Origin of the sequence: Anaerobutyricum hallii, assembly GCF_900209925.1 — a bacterium.
Lineage (GTDB): Bacteria > Bacillota > Clostridia > Lachnospirales > Lachnospiraceae > Anaerobutyricum > Anaerobutyricum soehngenii.
The window spans coordinates 3,116,192-3,138,089 of sequence record NZ_LT907978.1 but is presented as its reverse complement, the minus strand read 5'-3'; the positions used below and the strand labels follow the sequence as shown (position 1 = coordinate 3,138,089).

The following is a 21,898-nucleotide window of genomic DNA, read 5'->3' as shown; positions in this document are numbered from 1 at the left end:
AAGGCAGAGAATCGCTACGATTGTAGTAGCAATAGTAGTAATCGCAATGGTAATCACTACAGTAGCGCCGATGATGATGTAGGCAATGTGTATTTTGGCAGGGATATGACCAGAATTTTTATGCAGTTGTAAAGTTGTTTTGTCTATATTGTGAGAATACAATAGATAAGTTTTAGAAAGAAAGTGAAAAGGTGTGAGATGAAGAAAAGAATAGGGGTTATTGTGCTTGTATTACTCCTTCTTCTTTTGGCAGGCGCCGGAGCGGGATTTTATTATTACTATTCTAAGTATATTAATATTGACGCGATTTATCCGGGAGTAACGATTCAGGGGATGTCTGTTGGCGGAATGACGCAGGAGGAAGCGAAGGCAAAGGTACAGGAGTACGTAGATCAAGTATCACAGGAAACAGTGACATTACAGGTAAGGAAGAAGGAGACCGCATTTCCTCTTTCAGATATAGGCTTGAAGTGTACAAACATGGATGCGGTAGAGGAAGCATATAATCTTGGGAAGACAGGTAATGTTTTTAAGAGAGTGATGGAAGTCAGGGAGCTTGAGAAGAAAGGAACCGACTTTCCACTTACATTTTCTGTAGATAAAGAAGAAACAAAGAAGGTTGTCGCAAAGAAGGCAAAGAAGTTTCTTGCAAAGAAGAAGGATGCGACAATTAAGCGTGTAGATGGTAAGTTTGTTATTACAAAACATGTACATGGTATTGCTATCGATTTTGATGCGAATGCAGAGAAGCTTGCAGAAGTTTTTGATAACAAGGACTGGGATCATAAGTCCGTTGTATTTCCGATGGACTATACTTTAGATAAGGCAAAGCACACAAAGAAGGAGCTTTCTGCAATTAAGGATGTACTTGGCACATATACAACATCCTATGCCGGATCTGCTTCCGGAAGATGTGCGAATGTAGAGAATGGAGCAAGCCTCATCAATGGAACCGTATTATATCCGGGAGAATCCTTCTCTGTATACTCTAAAGTTGCACCATTTACAGCAGCTAACGGATATCATCTTGCGGGTTCTTATTCAAATGGGCAGACAGTTCAGACCTATGGTGGTGGAATCTGTCAGGTTTCAACGACTCTTTATAATGCAGTTCTTAGAGCAGAGTTAAATGTAACAGAGCGTTTAAATCATTCTATGACGGTTCATTATGTTCCTTTATCTGCCGATGCGGCAATTTCCGGAACAGATAAGGATTTAAAGTTTACTAATAATTTAGATCATCCGATCTATATTCAGGGAACCGCAGGTGGAAGCAGTATTACATTTACTATTTATGGTAAGGAATATCGTGCTTCAAACCGTAAAGTAGAATACGTATCACAGACCCTTTCTGTAAGAGGTCCTTCCGAAAAAGTGATTAAAGATAATACGATGGAAGAAGGAAAGCGTGTTGTGGAATCTAATGGACGTACCGGTTATACAGCAAGACTGTGGAAAGTTGTATACATAGACGGCAAAGAGACAAAGAGAACACAGGTGAATTCCAGTTCTTACATGTCAACGCCATCTGTTGTTCGTGTTGGAACAAAGAAAAAAGAAGTTCCAAAGCCAACGACAGAAACTGGAAAGGAAACAACAAAGGCAGAGGATAAAGCCAAAGCCGATGTGGAGCAGCCAAACGGTAATTAATGAAGAGTAATGAATGAAAAATAGATAAAACGGAGCAGGTGTATGCCTGCTCTGTGCGGGAGATATTATGCGGATAGGAAAAGTAAAAGAGAGTATTTTAAAACGCTCGGTACTAAGACAGTTGCATAATCACAGTGAAGAAGGCTCTCCGGCATCCGGTGAGGATGCCGGGGTTCTTTTTATGCCGGAATTTTCAGAGGATGCCGGTGTAGCATTATCGGTGAATCCGATAGAAGGCTGGACATTTGCGGCAAAGAGAGCTGTTTATGGCGCTGTAAATAGTATGCTGGCAGCCGGAGCAAAAATCAGGGCAATTTCACTTAGCGTTCTTATGCCACAAGATACAGAGGAAAAACAGTTAAAATCTTTAATGAAGGAGATTGATGCACTTTGTACACAGGAAGACATTCTGGTAATTTCAGGACATACAGCAGTGTCTCCTTTTGTAAGCACTCTTATTTTATCTGTGACAGCAATGGGAATTCAAAAGAAAGAAGAGGAAGCTCGGGCAGAATATACAGATTTAGATCTGGTTATTGCAGGAACTATCGGAAGAGAGGGAGCAGCAATGATCGCAACGGAGCATGCGAATCGTTTGGAAGAAAGATATGCGCCATCTTATATTGAAACGGCAAAGCATTTATTTGATGACGGTTCGATGTCCGCAGTATCTGACATTTTACAGGAAAGAGAAGTTATTTCTATACATGATGTAAGAGAAGGTGGTATTTTTGCCGCACTGTGGGAAACGGCAGCCGCAAAGAACGTTGGTCTTTCTGTTGATTTAAAAAATATACCGATCAGACAACATACAATCGAAGTATGTGAATATTTTAATTTAAATCCATATATGCTTCGGTCCGGTGGAACCTTGCTTCTTGCCTGTGCAAATGGAGCTAGATTAGTAGAACAGTTTCAGAAAGCTGGCATAGAATCGGCAGTGATCGGTCAGACAACATCAGGAAATGACCGCCTGATCCACTACGATGAAGAGGCTCGTTTTTTAGAGCCCCCGAAAATGGATGAATATTATAAAGTATAATTATTGTAATATAAATAGGCATTGCCAACGATGTAATAGTAACGATATCATATTGATAGTGACAAAATATAAAGGAGAGTAGCAGATGCGTAATGAGATTTTAAAAATGCTGGAAAATAACAGCAGAATAGACTTGCATGATCTGGCAATCATGCTTGGAACCGATGAGAGTATGGTGTTAGAAGAAATCGAAAAAATGGAGAATGAGGGCATTATCTGCGGTTATCCTACACTGATTAACTGGGATAAAACAGATACAGAAAAAGTAACCGCATTTATCGAAGTTCGTGTTACCCCACAAAGAGGACAGGGCTTTGAAAAACTTGCAGAAAGAATTACGAACTATCCGGAAGTAAAGTCAATATATCTTATGTCCGGAGCATTTGATTTTGCAATCTTTTTAGAAGGAAAAACATTAAAAGAAGTATCCATGTTTGTATCAACGAAGCTTTCAACATTAGAGGCAGTTGCCGGTACGGCAACACATTTTGTTCTGAAAAAGTATAAAGATCATGGAATGATTCTTATTGATAAAGAGCCAGCTAACAGAATGAAGGTGACACCATGAGAAATCCCTTATCTGATAAAGTAGTGGAAATGAAACCATCGGGAATCCGCAAATTTTTTGATCTGGTACAGGAAATGCCCAATGCGATTTCTCTTGGGGTAGGTGAGCCGGATTTTGACACACCATGGCATATTCGTGAGGAAGGCATCTATTCTTTGGAAAAAGGACGCACTTTTTATACATCGAATGCCGGACTGTTAGAACTTCGAAAAGCAATCGCACACTACATGTATCGTAAATATGATTTAGAATATGACCCTGTACATGAAATCGTAGTAACAGTCGGCGGAAGTGAAGGAATTGACCTTGCACTCCGCGCAATGATTAATCCGGGAGATGAAGTTATTTTACCGGAGCCGGCGTTCGTATCCTATCTTCCTTGCATTAAGCTGGCAGATGGAGTTCCGGTCACGATTAATTTAAAAGAAGAGAATCAATTTAAATTACAGCCCGAAGAATTACTTGCCGCGATTACAGATAAAACAAAGATTTTAATTTTATCTTATCCGAATAATCCAACAGGTGCAATTATGACTCGCGAAGACTTAGAGCCAATCGCCGAAATTATAAAAGAAAAAGATCTGTATGTCATTTCCGATGAGATTTATGCAGAACTTACCTACGGACAAGATCACTGTTCTATCGCTTCACTTCCGGGAATGAGAGACAGAACGATTATCATCAATGGATTCAGTAAGTCATTTGCTATGACCGGATGGAGAATGGGATTTGCTACAGGTCCGGAACTGATCATGCAGCAAATATTAAAAATTCATCAGTTTGCGATCATGGCAGCACCGACAACAAGTCAGTATGCCGCAATCGAGGCAATGACAAACGGAGAAGAAGACGTACAGATTATGCGGAATGCATATAATCAACGCCGCCGATTTGTATTAGAACTTTTCTCAGAAATGGGGCTAAAATGTTTTGAACCGGAAGGCGCATTTTATCTGTTCCCATGCATCAAAGAATTTGGAATGAGCTCCGATGAATTTGCAAACCGTTTCTTACACGAAGAAGAAGTAGCAGTCATTCCAGGAACCGCCTTTGGTGACTGCGGAGAAGGGTTCCTTAGAATCTCTTATGCGTATTCCATCGAAGAATTAAAAGAAGCATTAGGACGTTTAGCAAACTTTGTTGAAAGACTACGTAAAGAGAAAAACCTGTAATAGTAGTAAATAAAGAAATATCGAGGAATAATTATGGTAAACATTGTATTACATGAGCCGGAAATGCCGGCAAACACCGGAAATATCGGAAGAACCTGCGTAGCAACCGGAAGCGTTCTTCACCTGATCGAGCCACTTGGCTTCAAAATCAACGACAAAATGCTCAAACGTGCCGGACTTGATTACTGGGATAAATTAGATGTCCGCACCTATGTAAACTTTGAAGACTTTCTTGCGAAAAATCCCGGAGCAAAAATTTACATGGCAACAACAAAGTCAAAACAGACATACACAGATGTAGAATACGAAGACGGCTGCTACATCATGTTCGGAAAAGAAAGTGCCGGAATCCCGGAAGAAATCTTACTCGAACATAAAGAAACCGCTGTTCGTATCCCGATGCTCGATCATATCCGCTCACTGAATCTTGGAAACTCTGTAGCAATCGTTCTGTATGAAGCATTAAGACAGCAGGGATTCAAAGAACTCGAGCTCGAAGGACAGCTCCACAAATATGAATGGTAAATACTAATTTGTAGATTTCGTGTAGACGAAAAAAGAAATAATACCATATCCCATCTGCTCTATAGTCGCTGTGTTTAAAATGCTTATTCGCATCTTAAACACGCTCCGAAGCCGCATCTGGGATAGGGCAGTATTTCTTTTTTCTGTCTAATCTAAATCTACAGTTTGGCAATATGGAATGCACCAGAAGACTACAACTTTCCGAGAAATTAAATTCTAAAGGGTTGACATTCAAATTTTTGGTTTTCATCCCTTTAGTCCATCAAATTAGTACTTTTGTTTAAGAAAAAGGGGATTGCCCAGAAGAGGATATATTCCTGCTGAATTGTATGGAGTCTTCTAAAGAAAAAAGAATGGTCATAAGTTTGATTTTGTTCCGTTGCGCTAAGCATTCCATTCTGCCCAGAAAAACAGGAACTTGGGAAAAACGAATCCCAAGTTCCTATGGTCAGAATTCCACAGCGCAAAGTCACAAAATGCAATACTTATAACCATTCTTTTTTCTTTACCATAGTTTTCCTACAATTCAGCATAAAATTTTGTTTCAGCGGCTGTCTGATTTTGATAACAAATAGCAAATTAATTATTTTTGTTGGAAAGAGAAGGGGATTCTCTAGAAGATTATGTGAGCTAACCAGAGAAAAATTCTCCATGAGGTAGGAGTAGGTAAATATAATTTTTATACAATCGAATAAGAAAGTATCTTCTTCTAGAGATATTCATTCTAATGAAAACCATAGCCTTCTGGGCAATCCCCATTCTCACCAACTGTAGATTTGGATAGTCAGAAAAAAGAAATAATACCATATCCCAGATGCGGCTTCGGAGCGTGTTTAAGATGCGAATGAGCATTTTAAACACAGCGATTACAGAGCAGATGGGATATGGTATTATTTCTTTTTTCGTCTATACGAAATCTACAAATTAGTATTTATTTAAAGGTTACGATTGTTACCCCCGCATCTCCTTCGCCGAATTCTGCGAGTTTATAGGATTTGACAAATTTGAGCTTACGGAGATATTCGTGGATTCCTTTTCGTAAAGCGCCGGTTCCCTTTCCATGAACAACGCGGACGGAAGTAAGGCCGGCAATCATGGCATCATCAAGATATTTTTCAAGACGGGCAATTGCCTCGTCCACAGTATTTCCGAGAAGGTTAATTTCTGGATTGATGGTTGCCGCTTTATTAATGCTGTAGCGGTCTTTTGGCTGATGCTGTGGTTTTGGTGCTTTTTCAGGGGCGAGGAGTTCTAAGTTTTTATAGTTTACTACCGAACTTAGGAAGCCCATCTGGATTATAAGGTCCCCATCTTTGTTGGCGGCTTCTTTTACGGTTCCGTTTAGAGAAAGTGTAGTTACAAATACGGAATCGCCTACTTTAAAGTCAGAAGGATCGGAGATAGTGGAAGATTTCTTTGCTTTGTAAGCAAGTTTTTTATCAAGCTTACTCATGCGGCCTCGAAGGTCACTTCTTTGTGCTTCCATTTTCTTCATGTTGTTCTGCTTTGGATGCTGTCCCCATGCGTGGTATTTGCGGATGGATTCATCGGCAACTTCCTTGGCTTCTTCGAGAATATTTCGAGCTTCCTCACGAGCGTCCCGGAGCATTTTGTCTCGTTTTTCTTTGATATCATCCTGTTTTTCTTTCAGGCTGTTTTTTAAGTTTTCGATTTCCTGTTTTGTCTTGTAAAGTTCAGACTGCTCTTTTTCGATTTCCGCTTTATTTTTCTCTAATTCAGAGAGCATATTTTCAAAGTCGATAGCCGTAGCATCAATCTGGGAGCGGGCCTGCTCGATGATATAGTCCGGAAGACCGAGGCGTTCACTGATGGAGAACGCATTACTTTTTCCAGGAATACCGATTAAGAGGCGGTAAGTTGGAGAAAGTGTTTCAAGGTCGAATTCACAACAGGCATTTTCGACGCCTTCTGTATCCATTGCGTACATTTTAAGCTCCGCATAATGCGTTGTTGCAACAGTACGAATCTTACCTGTATGTAGATCATCTAAGATGGCAATCGCAAGTGCCGCACCTTCTGTCGGGTCGGTTCCGCCACATAACTCATCGAGTAAGACGAGAGAATTGGGGTCAGCTTCGTTTAAAATGTGGACAAGGTTCGTCATATGAGAAGAAAATGTGGATAAGTTCATCTCAATACTCTGTTCATCGCCAATATCAGCAAAAATATCGGAAAATACAGCAAGGCGGGAACCCTGAAATGCCGGAATATGAAGACCGGCCTGTCCCATGAGCTGGAAAAGACCAACTGTTTTTAAAGAAACCGTTTTACCACCGGTGTTTGGTCCGGTAAGAAGGAGCATATTGAAATCTTCTCCAATATAAATATGAATCGGAACTACTTTTTTCGGATCAAGCAGAGGATGTCTGCCCTGTTTGATATCTACAATGCCGTCGGTATTAAAGATCGGTTCTGTTCCCTGATATTCTTTTGCATATTTTGCTTTGGCAAAAATAAAGTCAAGCTTTGTGAGAATCTTCTGATTCTCTTCTAATTCCCGGCTGCAGGAAGCGGCCTGGGCGCTTAAAGACTGCAGAATCTTTTCGATTTCCATTTTTTCTTTAATATCTAATTCTTTTAAATGGTTATTTAACTGTACGACAGCCATCGGTTCGATGAAAAGTGTGGAACCGGATGAGGACTGATCATGAATCATACCAGGAAATGCATTGCGGTATTCTGTTTTTACGGGAACACAGTAACGGCCGTTACGGACAGTAATCAATGCATCCTGAAGCATAGTTTTATTATTTTGTGAGTTGATAACGGAAGTCAGCTTATTGTGAATGGAAATATTTGTCTGCTTGATTTCCCGCCGGATATCTTTTAATGCGGAAGAAGCATCATCACTGATTTCATCTTCTGATAGGATGCACTGGGTAATTCGCTGATACAGGAATTCGAGCGGGTCAAGTTCTCCAAAATAACTGTTTAAAGAGTCATAAGCCAGCACTTCATCTTCGGTATCTCCGTATTCGACTGCCTGTGCCGTAATAGAAAGAAGACGGGCAATCTCAAGAAGTTCCTTTTGATTGAGTGTGGAATCAATTTCTAGTAGCCTTAAATGTGGGCGGATATCGGAAAGTCCCTGAAAAGAAAGATAACCCGTCTTATAAAGCCGGGTTAATGCATCCTTTGTTTCTGTCTGTGCGGATAAGATTTCTTCGTAGTCAGAAGAGGGAAGCAAATCTTTGCAAAGCTTCTTTCCCATTGTGGAAGAAGCAAAAGTTTCCAGCTTTTTAATTATTTTATCATATTCTAATGTGATAAATGCCTTTGTATTCATAAATAAAATCCTCTCAGATAAGTTAAATGTACTCTTACAAAATCAAGCAAAAAAAGATTCCGAGAGTACATGTTAAGATTTTCATATATTCATTATCTGTTGATACAGTATCGTATATGAGATTATTAATAGCGTGCCCGGAATCGGGTTTCTTTTGCTGCATTTACGGAAGGAATATCTGAGATATCCAGTCTGTCAATGCGGATAAAACCATTCCCACCTGGCCGATCAGAGGATAACTCCTGTAAAAAGAGGTCCACGCGGTGTTCAAGTCCCTGCACTTCCATCTCTACTGTACCGTCATAAAGATTGCGAACCCATCCGGTTACATTATATTTTTTTGCGAAACCGGTTACTGTAAATCGAAGACCAACGCCTTGTACGCGGCCATGTGCAATAATATGTTTTCTGATCATAGTGCGTTTCTACAGTCCGATAATGTGCCGGACTATTCCTTTCTTTAATTTAGTAAATTTAAGATAAAAAATAATGTAAAAGTAATTGTGACACGAAACATTCGATTTGTCAATCAAGATGGGGGAGAAAGCTTTTGAAAAAGCGGAAAATTCTGCAAAATAGACGATTTTCTTGGTTGTCAGCATATGAAATTTACGCTATAATATGTGAAGTAATTAATGAGAAAGCTAGAAAGGAAACGTATATGCGTTATATTAATGAACTCAGAGAAGGAGATAATGTCTCTGATGTATACCTTTGTAAAGTAAAGAATATTGCAAAAACAAAAGCAGGAAAGACTTATTATTCCATGATCTTACAGGATAAAACCGGTGTAATAGATACAAAGATCTGGGATTTGAATAATGGAATTGATAATTTTGAGCAGATGGATTACATTCGTGTTGAGGGGAATATCACAAGTTTTCAGGGTAGCCTTCAGTTGAATGTAAGAAGACTCCGTAAAGCCAGAGAAGGCGAGTTTGCCATGGAAGATTATATTCCTTGCTCTAGCAAGAGTATCGATGGCATGTTTAAAGAGCTATCTAATTATGTGAATCATGTACAGAATATTTATTTAAGACAGCTCTTAGTTGCCTTTTTCGGAGATAAAGAGTTTGCTGCGAAGTTCAAAGCACATTCAGCAGCAAAGAGAGTGCATCATGGATTTATGGGTGGATTATTAGAGCATACACTGAGTGTAACGAAGCTGTGTGATTTCTACTGTACCCAATATCCGATCCTGAATAAAGATTTACTTATTACAGCAGCAATCTGTCATGATATTGGAAAGATTGATGAGCTTTCTAATTTCCCGGAGAACGATTATACAGATGTTGGACAGTTAGTTGGACATATTGTTATGGGAACGATGATGCTCGATGAAAAGATCAGAGAAATTCATGGATTCCCACCAAAGCTGGCGAATGAATTAAAGCACTGTATTCTTGCACATCATGGTGAATTAGAATACGGTTCCCCGAAAAAACCTGCCTTAATCGAGGCGCTGGCTCTTAACTTTGCAGATAATACCGATGCGAAGATGGAGACATTTATTGAAGCACTTGCCGAAGAAAGCCGTCAGAGTGGCGAATGGAAAGGCTACAATAAATTATTTGAAACGAATATCAGACCGACAAGTCATTTAGGAGAAAAGGATTGAATGAGAAAGTGAAATCAGAGAAGAATTTGAACTTGAAAAAGAATCAGGAAGTTTCACTTACAATCGAAGATTTTACAAAGGAAGGGGAAGGTCTTGGGAAGTACCAGGGCTTTCCCCTCTTTGTTAAGGATACGGTAATCGGTGACGAAGTGAAAGTTTCCATAACAAAGTTAAAAAAGAATTACGGATATGCCCGTCTTGTGGAGATTATAAAGTCATCAGAAGACAGAGTGACCCCTCTGTGCCCTGTTGCAAGACAGTGTGGCGGTTGTAAATTACAACAGATTTCTTATGACAAACAGCTCCACTTTAAGAAAGGGCTTGTAGAAGGCTGTCTTACCCGTATAGGCGGTTTTGAAAAAGAAGATATAGAACAGAAGATGGAGCCGGTATATGGGATGGAAGAACCTTGGCATTACCGCAATAAAGCACAGTTTCCTGTAGGATATGATAAAGAAGGGAATCTTGTCGCTGGATTTTATGCGGGAAGAACCCATTCCATTGTGGCAAATACCGATTGTGCGATTCAGGCAAAAGTAACTCATCCAATCGTTGAAAAAGTACTTGCATATATGAGGGAGAATAAGATCTCTGCCTATGATGAAAAGAATCATAGCGGATTGATCCGTCATATTTTAACACGAGTAGGATTTACCACAGGAGAGATCATGGTATGCCTTATCATGAATGGAACCGCAAAACAGTTAAAGAATATCAATAAACTTGTCGATAAACTAAAAGAAATCGAGGGTATGACAAGTATTATCGTAAATACAAATACAGATAAGACAAATAAAATTTTAGGATTACATTGTGAAACAGTCTGGGGTCAGGATTATATTGAAGATTATATCGGCGATATTAAATATCAGATCGGACCACTTTCTTTTTATCAGGTGAATCCACAGCAGACAAAAGTACTTTATTCAAAAGCATTAGAGTATGCGGACTTAAAAGGCCAAGAACTAGTCTGGGACTTATACTGCGGAATCGGAACAATCTCTCTATTCCTTGCACAAAAAGCTAAACAGGTCTATGGTGTCGAAATCATAAAAGAAGCGATTGATGATGCAAGACGTAATGCCACACTGAATCATATGGATAATGTTGAATTTTTCGTTGGAAAGGCAGAAGAAATTGTTCCTGCCCAGTATGAAAAAACAGGAATCCATCCAGATGTTATTGTAGTAGATCCACCGCGAAAAGGCTGCGATGCTGCCCTTTTAAATACGATGTTAGATATGGCACCGGAACGTATCGTGTACGTGAGCTGTGATCCGGCAACATTGGCAAGAGATTTAAAGATACTATGTGAGGAAAAATACACTTTAGAGAAAGTAGCCGTCGTAGATCAGTTTAGTCATTCTGTGCATGTTGAGAGTGTTTGTGCTTTGAAGCGAGTGGATAAATAATTTTGACATACCATGATGTTGGGGACAAAAGGTATCATACCATATCATAAGTTCTGAAATAACAAGACGAAAAATGAGCAGGGAGGCACAATCAACCTATGAAGTCAATTAAGAGATACGAGACAATTATCAATGAAGCACTGCGTTCAGTACTTGAATACGATACTCCCGAGGGACAAATTAATGAATTTATCAGTTTTTTTGGAAAACACATCGGAGCTGACAGAATTTATATTTTTGAAGATGACGTAGAAAGTCATGTTACAAATAATACATATGAATGGTGTGCCGAAGGAGTCCAACCACAGATTGATGATCTTCAGGGCGTAAACATGGAAGTTATTGACTGGTGGTATGATAGCTTTAATGAAGGAAAAAGTGTAATTATTTCTGATGTTGAGGAACTAAAGGGAGTGCATCAGGTATCTTATAATATGCTATGTTATCAGAAGGTACATAATGTAGTTGTCAGTCCGTTACGTCACAAGGGACAGATACGGGGATTTTTCGGTGTGGATAATCCACCAGAAGGAGATTATACTGCTTTGACCCTGTTTTTGGATATGATTGGTACGATGCTTATATCCTTTTTAAAAATAAGAAATACATTTCAAAAAGAGCAATATAACGCAAGTATGAGCAGCTACTCAGCACTTTCTGAGATTTATTTATGTATGCATTTAATTAATATAAAAACAGGAAAGTATGAGGAGATAAAAAATGCAAAACATGTAGAAAAAGAATGTGAAGAACTTGATCAGGAGAATTTTTCAAAAAGAATATATACAGTTATGAAATACTTCTGTACAGAAATGTATTTATCAAGCGTACTGGAGTTTGTGGACTTATCAACATTAGATAGACGATTAATGGAAACAAACACAATCGTTCATGAATTTATAGGTACAGTTTCCGGATGGTGTAGGGAGCGTTTTATCAAGGTAGACAGCGATGAAAAAGGTCGTCCGTGGCACGTTCTTTACTGTGTGGAGGTTATTGATGAACAGAAACGCCGTGAGAAAAAGCTACTGTATCTTTCAGAAACGGACTCCATGACAGGAATTAATAACCGAGGAAGCGGAGAGAGAAAGATTAAGGAATTTCTTGAGAAAAAGAAAGGCGGTCTTTTATGTCTTCTAGATTGTGATAAATTTAAAAAAATTAATGACACATATGGACATACAGTAGGAGATACTGTTTTAATCCAGCTTGCATCGGCACTTCAGAGAGCCTGTCGTGAGAATGATATTGTTATGAGACTCGGAGGGGATGAATTTGCGATGTATCTTCCGGGAATATCAGATAAAGAACAATCAGAATCATTCTTCAAACGTTTATTTATACAGATAGATAAGATTTTCATACCGGAAATGCAGGGAGAGAAAGTTAATGTAAGTCTCGGGGCTTCCTTATGTTTAGATGATGATAGGGCAACCTTTGATAAATTATATCATGAGGCAGATGCAGCAATGTATGAAAGTAAGAAAATCTTGGGAAATCATGCAATAATATATCTTGATTTGGATTAGATAGAAGACCGGGGGAAGCTCCGGAAGTATAATCGTAGAGTAGTCCGGAAGTATTTTCAGTTTTAAATTTTTAATTTGGTTCTATCATTGGGAAGAGGAAATAACAAGGAAAGGCTTATCATTGTGTCGGAACATATATCAGGAAATTTATTGTGTGAAGAGTCAATATATTTCAGTAAAAGGACAGCAATTTTCATATATCTTCTATTTAAATTGGTATTAGATTAGTGTTATAATAAAGAAAATATGACTATTCAGAAACAACTTGCAGAATTTTATTTGCGAGGTACGTGGCTATTCTGAACAGTTACAGTTTATTATAACCAGAAAACCAAAGTATACATATTGGGAAAGGGGTAGAAAAGACATGATAGATAACAAGAGACAGGAGCTGATTCATAGTCAGGTAATGGAGATTCTTAAAGAGAATCAGCTGGCATTTTCTAACGTTGCCCGTCCAAAGCCAACAAAAGCTTCTACAGCAACTTCTGCATCATGGTCTAAAGATTTAGCGCCAAAAGCTTCCGCAGCAACACAGGGAGCATGGGACAGCACGAATACACCTGGCGGTGTTTCTTCCTTAGCAAAGGAAAAGTGGAACGTGCAGGAAATCGCAGCACTTGTAACAAAAGCATTAGAGTCTAATAATGTAAAGGTTGCATTCTCTAATAAACCAATTCCGGCGCCAACAACAATCTCAAGTTCTACACAGCCAGCATGGAAGAAAGAGGAAGAAGCTCCTCGTAAACCAGCAGCAGGAACGCAGGGAGCATGGGATACAACAGATACACCAGGTGGACTTTCTTCTGAGACAAAGAAAGTATGGAACCTGGATGCAATCGCAGCTTTAGTAAGAAAAGAATTAACAGAGAATCTGGAATTCTATAACAAACCATTACCAAAGCCAACAACAGTATCAAGCTCTACACAGCCAGCATGGAAAGATGACAGTGAGGAGTATAAACCAAAAGAATCTGCATCTGCTCAGGGAATCTGGGAGAGAGGCAATAAGATTTCTGCATCTACTCAGCCAGCATGGAAGGTAGATGAGATTGCTGCATTAGTAACAAAGGCATTACAGAATAAATAATAATAAATAATAAACGTTTTGTGAGAATGTACAGTGATTCTTAGACGAATTGGTCAGTTTATACTGATAAGAATCCTGTATCAGTCTCCTGTGCGTTTACTATGGATGGGTGTCTTAAAATAGAAAACCAGAAACTTTATATAAAGTTTCTGGTTTTTGTCTGCTTTCGCACAACAATTTGTATTGTAGAAAGGATTAAGAATTATGCGAAGTAAAATGTCACTTAAGGAATGGCTTCCGCTTTTCGGGATTACTGTTTCTGCATTTATATTTAACACATCAGAGTTTATGCCGATTGGTTTGTTGACAGATATTGCTGACAGCTTTCATATTACAGAAGCACATGCAGGGGTACTGATCACAGTATATTCATGGATTGTTATGTTACTGTCTCTGCCGTTGATGCTTTTGTTGAATAAAATTGATTTTAAAAGACTTTTGTTAGGAACAATTGCACTCTTTGGAATCTTCCAGATGCTGTCCGCTTTTTCTGCTTCGTATGGAATGTTAATGGTATCACGTATCGGTGTAGCGTGTACGCATTCTGTATTCTGGTCGATTGCATCACCGGCGGCAGTCAGTGTTGTATCAGAAAAGTTTCGCTCACTTGCACTTAGTATGGTAGTAACTGGAACCTCAATTGCGATGATTCTTGGACTTCCGTTAGGAAGGGTTATAGGACTTCATATGGGCTGGAATATGGCATTTTTCTGTGTGGGAGTAATTGCATTTATCACAACAGCATATATGATTTTTGTATTCCCAAAGGTGCCGGGAGGCGAGTCATTCTCTATTAAGCAAATGCCGGAAATATTGAAAAATAAAACATTGATGGGAATTTTTCTTGTCACATTTTTATTTGCCACATCGTATTATACGGGATACAGTTATATTGAACCGTTCTTACAGAAGGTGGCAGGTCTTTCTGCTAACTGGGTTACGACAACACTTACTATATTCGGGGCAGCAGGTCTTTTGGGAAGTTTTTTATTTTCTCATTACTATGACAAGAATAAATATCTTTTTATAAGACTGGTCATGATCAGTGTAGCAGCAGCCTTACTTTTATTGTATCCGGTATCAAAAGCACATATGGCGGTTGTTTTATTATGTGCATTTTGGGGTATGGCTGTTATGGCATTTAATGTAACCTTTCAGTCAGAAATTATTACTTATGCACCGGTAGCGGCTTCTTCTGTAGCAATGGCAATCTATTCAGGAATCTATAATCTTGGAATCGGAAGCGGAACATGGATTGGAGGAAGTATCTGCACACATCTGTCCATTTCCTATATCGGAATGATTGGTGGCGTGATAGCGGTAGTGGCAGCGGTGATATGCATATTTGTTGTGATAAAATATATGAAGGAATTTGATAGGGCAGATTGATTTTAAAGCGGGTATTTATACTCGCTTTTTTTCTTAAGATAGAAAATTTATGAGAAGTAAAAGGACGTAATCTGAAATATGTAACAAAAATAAAAGATGTACTTGCGAAAATGACGATTTTATACGATAATAGGTACTGTTTGACTATAAAAGCTACAGGTAATTACTGTAGTGCAGGTGATAAAATCTGTTGAAAAAATGTAAGGAGAACAACATGAGTAGAATAGATGAAATAAAAAAACGACGTACCTTTGCGATTATTTCGCATCCGGATGCCGGTAAGACCACATTAACAGAGAAATTCCTTTTATATGGAGGAGCGATCAACCAGGCTGGTTCCGTTAAGGGAAAAGCAACCGCAAAACATGCGGTATCTGACTGGATGGATATTGAGAAAGAAAGAGGTATTTCCGTAACTTCTTCCGTATTACAGTTTGAGTATGGCGGATGCTGCATCAATATTTTGGATACACCGGGACATCAGGATTTCTCTGAAGATACGTATCGTACATTAATGGCAGCCGATTCCGCTGTTATGGTAATCGATGCATCGAAAGGTGTGGAGGCACAGACAAGAAAGCTTTTTAAAGTTTGTGCCATGCGCCATATTCCGGTATTTACTTTTATTAATAAAATGGATCGTGAGGCAAGAGATATTTTTGACCTCTTAGATGAAATCGAAAAAGAACTTGGAATCCCAACTTGTCCGGTAAACTGGCCAATCGGTTCCGGTAAACAGTTCGCAGGCGTTTACGACAGAAAAAGCCAGAAAATCGATTTATTTGAAGACACAATGAAGGGTACAAAGATGGGAACGATGAAAGAAATCGCCCTCGATGACCCGGAAATCAGTAACTATGTTACAGACGAAGCAAGAGAAGTATTAGAGGAAGAAATTGAGCTTTTAGATGGGGCCAGTGCAGAATTTGATCAGGAATTAGTTGATGCCGGAGAACTCTCTCCAGTATTCTTTGGTTCTGCCCTCATGAACTTTGGCGTAGAGAATTTCTTAAATTACTTCCTGAAAATGACTTCCTCCCCACTGCCAAGAACTTCTGATCAGGGAACAATCGACCCAATTGAGGAAAAAGATTTTTCTGCATTTGTATTTAAGATTCAGGCAAATATGAATAAAGCTCACCGTGACCGAATCGCTTTTATGAGAATCTGTTCCGGAGAATTCGAAGCAGGAATGGATGCTTTCCATGTACAGGGAGACAAAAAGGTACGTCTTTCCCAGCCGCAGCAGATGATGGCAAGTGAGAGAAAGATGATTGATAAAGCCTATGCCGGAGACATTATCGGAATCTTTGACCCAGGCATTTTCTCTATCGGAGATACCATCACAACTTCACCGAAGAAGTTTGCCTATGAAGGAATCCCAACCTTTGCACCGGAACATTTTGCAAGAGTGCGCCAGGTAAACACAATGAAGCGTAAACAGTTCATTAAGGGAATCAATGAAATTGCACAGGAAGGTGCCATCCAGATTTTCCAGGAATTTAATACTGGAATGGAAGAAGTTATCGTAGGTGTAGTAGGAACACTGCAGTTTGATGTATTAAATTATCGTCTGCAGCATGAATACAATGTAGAAATCCGCCTTGAAAAACTTCCATATGAATATATCCGCTGGATTGAAAACACAGAGATTGACCTTGAAAACCTTCGCGGAACATCGGATATGAAGAAGATTAAGGACTTAAAGGGACGCCCACTGTTACTGTTTATTAATAGCTGGAGTGTGGGAATGACCTTAGAAAGAAACGAAGGACTAGTACTCTCTGAATTCGGAAAAGCATAAAATAACTATTTGATTCATTAAGAAGAAAACAAACGAAAAAAGAAATACTGCCATATCCCATCTGCTCTGTAGTCGCTGTGTTTAAGATGCTTATTTGCATCTTAGACACGCTCCGAAGCCGCATCTGGGATATGGAAGTATTTCTTTTTTCTGTGTTTTGGCTCCAGAAGGAATGAATGCAATAGTCTTTGGAGAGAGATGGGGAAGGGGACAGAAGGTTGTGGCTTATTCTGATGCTGGCATGCTGATAAGATGATATCGCCGGCTATCATTGTATACGATAAATTCACTACTATATTGTGGCAATATATCATCTTTTTCTTCTGGATGATATACCTTTCGAGCAAGTAGTAGACTTCTGACCTCTCCTCCTTATCCCCAAAAAACTATTGTATTCATTCCTTCTGGAGCCAACAAACAGAAAATAAAAAGAATAAACCATTGCAAATGTAATGTGAGAACAGGTAAATAAAATTCCATGACAAAGATGTCTTCCGAACAAGCAGTAGACTTATGACCTCTCCCCCTTAATTTCTCCCAAAAACTATTGAATTCATTCACGTGGAGCCAACAAACAGAAAATAAAAATAATAGACCATTGCAAATATAATGTGAGAGCAAGTAAAAATGCCGAAAAGGCATTTTCTACGCAGTGATATCTTTATATTTGCAATGGTCTATTATTTTTATTTTCGTCTATTCCCTAATGAATTAAATAGCAAGAATTTTCTTTGCGTTCTCCACTCGTTCTTTTGTTGGTGGTTCAATTCCTTCTAAAGGATAATCTAGTCCAAGTTCTTTCCATTTATAAATACCCATCGTATGATAAGGTAGGATTTCCACCTTTTCTACGTTATTAAGAGAGTGAATGAAATCGGCTAATCTCGTTAAATATTCATCTTTGTCGCTTCGTTCTGGTACAAGGACATGGCGAATCCAAATCGTTTTTTTAATATCGGAAAGATAGCGAATCATATCAAGAATATTTTCGTTACTGCGGCCAGTTAAAACTTTGTGGCATTCGGTATTGATGTGTTTGATATCTACTAGTAACAAGTCAGTGTATTTCATCAGTTCCTGAAATTTAGAAAAGAAAGGTTCCTCTCTTGTAAATGGTCCTCCGGCTGTATCAATAACGGTGTGGATTCCTTTTTCTTTTGCCTTTTTAAAAAATTCTAACAAAAAATCAATCTGTAATAAAGGTTCACCGCCACTTACAGTAATACCACCACCATTTTTCCAGTAAGGACGATAACGGAGAGCCTGATTTAACAGTTCATCTGCACTTTTCCAGACAGCTCCGGTTTCCTCTGTCATCTTCCATGTATCTGGATTGTGGCAGAATTGGCAACGCAAAGGACAACCCTGTAAAAAAATAATAAAACGAACTCCCGGCCCATCGACAGAACCAAAACTCTCCGTAGAATGAACAAGAGCCATCGCATTTTTATCACTCATAAATAACACCTCATAATATTTTCATTATAATTTCTATTTCTATTACAGTGTAAAAATAAATTATCAAGGAGAAAGCAGGTAGCAGCACATGGACAGGTGCATATCAAATATTAAAATATCCTAATGAAGAAAAAAGAGAATACTTTTATCATTCCGTACTATGGAATTTTGACCGTAGCTGCTTCGAACTACTTTCTTCGAAGCGGCTGTTTTATCGGGCAAAATGGAATGTTCAGTACGGTGCATAAAAGTCTCTCTTTTTTCTTCATCAGGATAGGAGCTAACTAGGCTATGCACCTTTCAAGCACAACATCCTGCTTTCGGTATAAATTATTTTTACTACATTCTATCGTGGCATGTTCTGGAAATGACATCTAACTGCTGTTCTTTTGTCAGTGAGATGAATTTAACAGCATAGCCGGAAACACGAATTGTGAAGTTTGCGTATTCTTCTTTTTCCGGATGTTCCATGGCATCAATCAGTTTCTCAACACCAAATACGTTTACATTTAAGTGGTGGGCTCCCTGTGAGAAGTAGCCATCCATAACATTTACTAAGTTACCAATACGTTCTTCTTCGGAATGTCCAAGTGCATCGGGGTTGATTGTCTGTGTATTGGAAATACCATCTAATGCCCATTCGTAAGGAAGTTTTGCTACAGAGTTTAAGGAGGCTAAGAGACCGTTTTGTTCTGCACCATAACTTGGGTTTGCGCCTGGAGCAAGTGGTTCTCCGGCTTTTCTTCCATCTGGAAGGGAACCGGTTGCTTTACCATATACTACGTTAGAAGTAATGGTAAGGATGGATGTTGTAGGTTCAGAATCGCGATAAGTATGGAATTTCTCCAGTTTCTTCATGAATGTCTGAAGTAACCATACAGCGATATCATCTGCGCGGTCATCATCATTTCCGTATTTAGGGAAATCGCCAGTTGTCTCATAATCAACAACAAGACCTTCTTCATTGCGGACCGTTTTTACTTTGGCATATTTGATCGCACTTAAGGAGTCTACTACATGTGAGAATCCTGCAATACCGGTAGCAAAAGTACGACGTACATTTGTATCGATTAAGGCCATTAGTGCATATTCATAGTAATATTTGTCATGCATGTACTGGATGAGATTCAATGTATTTACATACAAACCTGCTAACCAGTCCATCATGATATCGTATTTATGCATTACTTCATCATAAACAAGATATTCGGAAGTAATTGGTTTATATTCCGGTCCAACCTGCTGGCCGGTCTTTTCATCCACACCACCATTGATTGCGTAAAGAAGACATTTGGCAAGGTTAGCGCGGGCGCCGAAGAACTGCATTTCCTTACCAGTCTGTGTAGCAGAAACACAGCAGCAGATGGAGTAATCATCGCCCCATACCGGACGCATTACATCATCATTTTCATACTGGATAGAACTTGTTGTAATAGAAATATGAGCGGCATAATTTCTGAATGCTTTTGGAAGACGCTCAGAGTAAAGTACAGTGAGGTTTGGTTCTGGAGCAGGTCCCATATTTTCTAATGTATGAAGGAAACGGTAGTCTGTCTTTGTAACCATAGAACGACCATCCTGACCAAGACCACCGACTTCAAGTGTAGCCCATACAGGATCGCCAGAGAAGAGCTGATTGTAGGATGGGATACGTCCAAACTTAACCATACGGAACTTCATAGTCATATGGTCAATTAATTCCTGTGCTTCTTTCTCTGTAAGGATGCCCTTATCCATATCACGTTTGATATAAATATCAAGGAAAGTAGCGATACGTCCGATACTCATAGCAGCACCGTTCTGTGTTTTAATTGCTGCAAGATAACCAAAGTATGTCCACTGAACAGCTTCTTTTGCATTAGAAGCAGGCTCAGAAATATCATAACCATAGCTTTCTGCCATAACTTTCATATCTTTTAATGCTTTAATCTGCATGGAGATTTCTTCTCTTAAGCGGATTACATCATCTGTCATCGTTCCATCGCCACAGTTTGCGAAATCTTTTTGCTTGTCTTCAACTAATAAATCAATACCATAAAGAGCAACACGACGGTAATCGCCAACGATACGTCCACGTCCGTACGTATCTGGAAGACCGGTAATGATTTTGTTGTGACGAGCTTTCTTCATCTCAGGTGTATAAGAATCAAATACTGCCTGATTATGTGTTTTATGATAATCTGTAAAAATTTTATGCAGTTCTGGATTTGGTGTGTAACCATAAGTTGTACAGGCTTCTTCCGCAGTACGGATACCACCAAATGGCATAAAGGCACGTTTTAAAGGTTTATCTGTCTGAAGACCTACGATCTGTTCTTTTTCTTTTAAAGCTTCAGAAATATAGCCTGGTTTGTGTGAAGTAAGGCTTGATACAATCTCGGTATCCATATCAAGAACGCCACCTTTGTCACGCTCAGCCTTCTGCAATTTCTGCAGTTCGTCCCACAGCGTATTTGTAGCTTCTGTAGGTCCCTCCAGGAAAGAAGCATCTCCATCATATGGAGTGTAGTTATCCTGGATAAACTCTCTTAAATTAACTTCTTCTCTCCAGATACGTCCGTTAAATCCCTGCCATTGTTCTTTTTGTAACATCTTAGTTGACCTCCCTGTTTGTAAAAAATTCTTAAGTCAAGGCTTTGAAATATGTTTGCTAAAAAATCAAAAAAGTGTCAGATGATTTCTTAAATAATTAGTCTAAACTTATTCAAGTTATAATCATCTAACAACATTATTAGCATGATTTTTGATAATCGTCAAACAAATTTTTGATATTATGTGTTCTTTTTTCTGAACATATACACTAAAAATGTTCTTAGAGCCCTTAAAATCAAGGGATTTAAGCTGTTGATAAAAAAATATCAAATCGTACAAATATACGGATATTGATACAATATCAACAAGAAAATATCAAAAATTTCACCTGGCTTAATTATGATTTAAAGTTATTTCTTCTCGGGGATATCGGATAGAATATTCATCCTGTCAGAGTAAATTCAAGTCGAGCCGCCGCGAGACTTGGCGCGTGATTCTGGTCAGCGTAAGCTGACATATTCTTTACAGAATCACTGCGCATCCTCGCGGAGCGTTTATCTCAGTCGGAGATTGGACTCCCACTGAGACAAATTTGCTGTCACTCACCACCTAAAAGAGGTGGGAGTCTTCTCGACTGAGATAAAAAAAGCCGATATCCAGACAAGAATTGCCCAGACGGTCGGCTAAATAAGAATCTCATACTTCATGTGGTTCATTCCACTTACTTCCGTCAGTCGTATAAGTAACCTAACTATAACCAAAAGCCAATCAAATGTCAAGGGGTAACTATTTAATTCATTTG

The 21,898-nt window shown here is 38.9% G+C and carries 15 protein-coding genes and 1 riboswitch; of the genes, 11 read left to right on the top strand and 4 right to left on the bottom strand.

Going from position 1 to position 21,898, the window contains the following annotated elements; genetic code table 11:
- Window positions 1-198 precede the first annotated feature (198 nt).
- The 5 genes from EHLA_RS14195 to trmL all read left to right on the top strand — a co-directional run bounded on the left by EHLA_RS14195 (window position 199) and on the right by trmL (window position 4,957).
- The gene (locus EHLA_RS14195) at window positions 199-1,650 is read left to right on the top strand and encodes a VanW family protein (protein ID WP_096241265.1); all 1,452 of its coding nucleotides are present in this window, start codon (window positions 199-201) and stop codon (window positions 1,648-1,650) included.
- 67 nt (window positions 1,651-1,717) lie between these two features.
- Complete coding sequence (locus EHLA_RS14190; RefSeq protein ID WP_096241264.1) at window positions 1,718-2,692, top strand: AIR synthase-related protein; 975 nt, start codon at window positions 1,718-1,720, stop codon at window positions 2,690-2,692.
- A gap of 85 nt (window positions 2,693-2,777) precedes the next feature.
- Window positions 2,778-3,260, top strand: a complete 483-nt coding sequence (locus EHLA_RS14185) for an Lrp/AsnC family transcriptional regulator (protein ID WP_096241263.1) — start codon at window positions 2,778-2,780, stop codon at window positions 3,258-3,260.
- Window positions 3,257-4,432: a pyridoxal phosphate-dependent aminotransferase gene (locus EHLA_RS14180; protein ID WP_021906324.1), complete on the top strand. Its 1,176-nt coding sequence runs from the start codon at window positions 3,257-3,259 to the stop codon at window positions 4,430-4,432. The genes EHLA_RS14185 and EHLA_RS14180 overlap by 4 nt, the downstream gene beginning before the upstream one ends.
- Window positions 4,433-4,465: 33 nt before the next feature.
- On the top strand, window positions 4,466-4,957 hold the full coding sequence (gene trmL, locus EHLA_RS14175; RefSeq protein WP_021906323.1) for a tRNA (uridine(34)/cytosine(34)/5-carboxymethylaminomethyluridine(34)-2'-O)-methyltransferase TrmL: 492 nt from the start codon (window positions 4,466-4,468) through the stop codon (window positions 4,955-4,957).
- A gap of 931 nt (window positions 4,958-5,888) precedes the next feature.
- Here the strand turns inward: trmL and EHLA_RS14170 are convergent.
- Window positions 5,889-8,264 carry an endonuclease MutS2 gene (locus tag EHLA_RS14170; RefSeq protein ID WP_096241262.1) on the bottom strand — a complete coding sequence of 792 codons (2,376 nt, stop codon included), beginning with the start codon at window positions 8,262-8,264 and terminating at the stop codon, window positions 5,889-5,891.
- 125 nt (window positions 8,265-8,389) lie between these two features.
- Window positions 8,390-8,680 (bottom strand): acylphosphatase, encoded by a 291-nt coding sequence (locus EHLA_RS14165; RefSeq protein ID WP_096241261.1) that lies wholly within the window; start codon window positions 8,678-8,680, stop codon window positions 8,390-8,392.
- Window positions 8,681-8,925: 245 nt separating this feature from the next.
- Between EHLA_RS14165 and EHLA_RS14160 the strand changes: the two genes are divergently transcribed.
- The 6 genes from EHLA_RS14160 (at window position 8,926) to EHLA_RS14135 (ending at window position 17,106) form a co-directional block, all read left to right on the top strand.
- Entirely contained in the window at window positions 8,926-9,882 is a 957-nt protein-coding gene (locus EHLA_RS14160) for a 3'-5' exoribonuclease YhaM family protein (protein ID WP_096241260.1), read from the top strand.
- 26 nt (window positions 9,883-9,908) lie between these two features.
- Entirely contained in the window at window positions 9,909-11,294 is a 1,386-nt protein-coding gene (gene rlmD, locus EHLA_RS14155; RefSeq protein ID WP_096241707.1) for a 23S rRNA (uracil(1939)-C(5))-methyltransferase RlmD, read from the top strand.
- Between the two features lie 98 nt (window positions 11,295-11,392).
- The gene (locus tag EHLA_RS14150) at window positions 11,393-12,823 is read left to right on the top strand and encodes a diguanylate cyclase domain-containing protein (protein ID WP_096241259.1); all 1,431 of its coding nucleotides are present in this window, start codon (window positions 11,393-11,395) and stop codon (window positions 12,821-12,823) included.
- A 367-nt stretch (window positions 12,824-13,190) separates the two neighbouring features.
- A complete protein-coding gene (locus EHLA_RS14145; RefSeq protein ID WP_123864871.1) occupies window positions 13,191-13,913 on the top strand; it encodes a hypothetical protein in 723 nt (240 codons plus the stop codon).
- A 204-nt stretch (window positions 13,914-14,117) separates the two neighbouring features.
- Window positions 14,118-15,302 carry a sugar transporter gene (locus EHLA_RS14140; protein ID WP_096241257.1) on the top strand — a complete coding sequence of 395 codons (1,185 nt, stop codon included), beginning with the start codon at window positions 14,118-14,120 and terminating at the stop codon, window positions 15,300-15,302.
- 214 nt (window positions 15,303-15,516) lie between these two features.
- A complete protein-coding gene (locus EHLA_RS14135; protein ID WP_096241256.1) occupies window positions 15,517-17,106 on the top strand; it encodes a peptide chain release factor 3 in 1,590 nt (529 codons plus the stop codon).
- Between the two features lie 711 nt (window positions 17,107-17,817).
- Here EHLA_RS14135 and pflA read toward each other — a convergent pair.
- Together pflA and pflB are read right to left on the bottom strand one after the other, a co-directional pair.
- On the bottom strand, window positions 17,818-18,564 hold the full coding sequence (pflA, locus tag EHLA_RS14130; protein ID WP_096241255.1) for a pyruvate formate-lyase-activating protein: 747 nt from the start codon (window positions 18,562-18,564) through the stop codon (window positions 17,818-17,820).
- Between the two features lie 339 nt (window positions 18,565-18,903).
- Window positions 18,904-21,156, bottom strand: a complete 2,253-nt coding sequence (pflB, locus tag EHLA_RS14125) for a formate C-acetyltransferase (protein ID WP_096241254.1) — start codon at window positions 21,154-21,156, stop codon at window positions 18,904-18,906.
- Window positions 21,157-21,758: 602 nt separating this feature from the next.
- Window positions 21,759-21,844, bottom strand: a riboswitch (ZMP/ZTP riboswitch).
- Window positions 21,845-21,898: the final 54 nt, after the last annotated feature.

Excerpts from the sequence above, each read along its gene's own strand:
- EHLA_RS14160 (WP_096241260.1), top strand. The coding sequence starts at position 8,926 with ATGCGTTATATTAATGAACTCAGAGAAGGAGATAATGTCTCTGATGTA.
- EHLA_RS14135 (WP_096241256.1), top strand. The coding sequence starts at position 15,517 with ATGAGTAGAATAGATGAAATAAAAAAACGACGTACCTTTGCGATTATT.
- trmL (WP_021906323.1), top strand. The coding sequence starts at position 4,466 with ATGGTAAACATTGTATTACATGAGCCGGAAATGCCGGCAAACACCGGA.
- EHLA_RS14150 (WP_096241259.1), top strand. The coding sequence starts at position 11,393 with ATGAAGTCAATTAAGAGATACGAGACAATTATCAATGAAGCACTGCGT.
- EHLA_RS14165 (WP_096241261.1), bottom strand. The coding sequence starts at position 8,680 with ATGATCAGAAAACATATTATTGCACATGGCCGCGTACAAGGCGTTGGT.
- pflB (WP_096241254.1), bottom strand. The coding sequence starts at position 21,156 with ATGTTACAAAAAGAACAATGGCAGGGATTTAACGGACGTATCTGGAGA.
- EHLA_RS14195 (WP_096241265.1), top strand. The coding sequence starts at position 199 with ATGAAGAAAAGAATAGGGGTTATTGTGCTTGTATTACTCCTTCTTCTT.
- EHLA_RS14140 (WP_096241257.1), top strand. The coding sequence starts at position 14,118 with ATGCGAAGTAAAATGTCACTTAAGGAATGGCTTCCGCTTTTCGGGATT.
- EHLA_RS14185 (WP_096241263.1), top strand. The coding sequence starts at position 2,778 with ATGCGTAATGAGATTTTAAAAATGCTGGAAAATAACAGCAGAATAGAC.
- EHLA_RS14190 (WP_096241264.1), top strand. The coding sequence starts at position 1,718 with ATGCGGATAGGAAAAGTAAAAGAGAGTATTTTAAAACGCTCGGTACTA.
- EHLA_RS14180 (WP_021906324.1), top strand. The coding sequence starts at position 3,257 with ATGAGAAATCCCTTATCTGATAAAGTAGTGGAAATGAAACCATCGGGA.
- EHLA_RS14170 (WP_096241262.1), bottom strand. The coding sequence starts at position 8,264 with ATGAATACAAAGGCATTTATCACATTAGAATATGATAAAATAATTAAA.
- pflA (WP_096241255.1), bottom strand. The coding sequence starts at position 18,564 with ATGAGTGATAAAAATGCGATGGCTCTTGTTCATTCTACGGAGAGTTTT.
- EHLA_RS14145 (WP_123864871.1), top strand. The coding sequence starts at position 13,191 with ATGATAGATAACAAGAGACAGGAGCTGATTCATAGTCAGGTAATGGAG.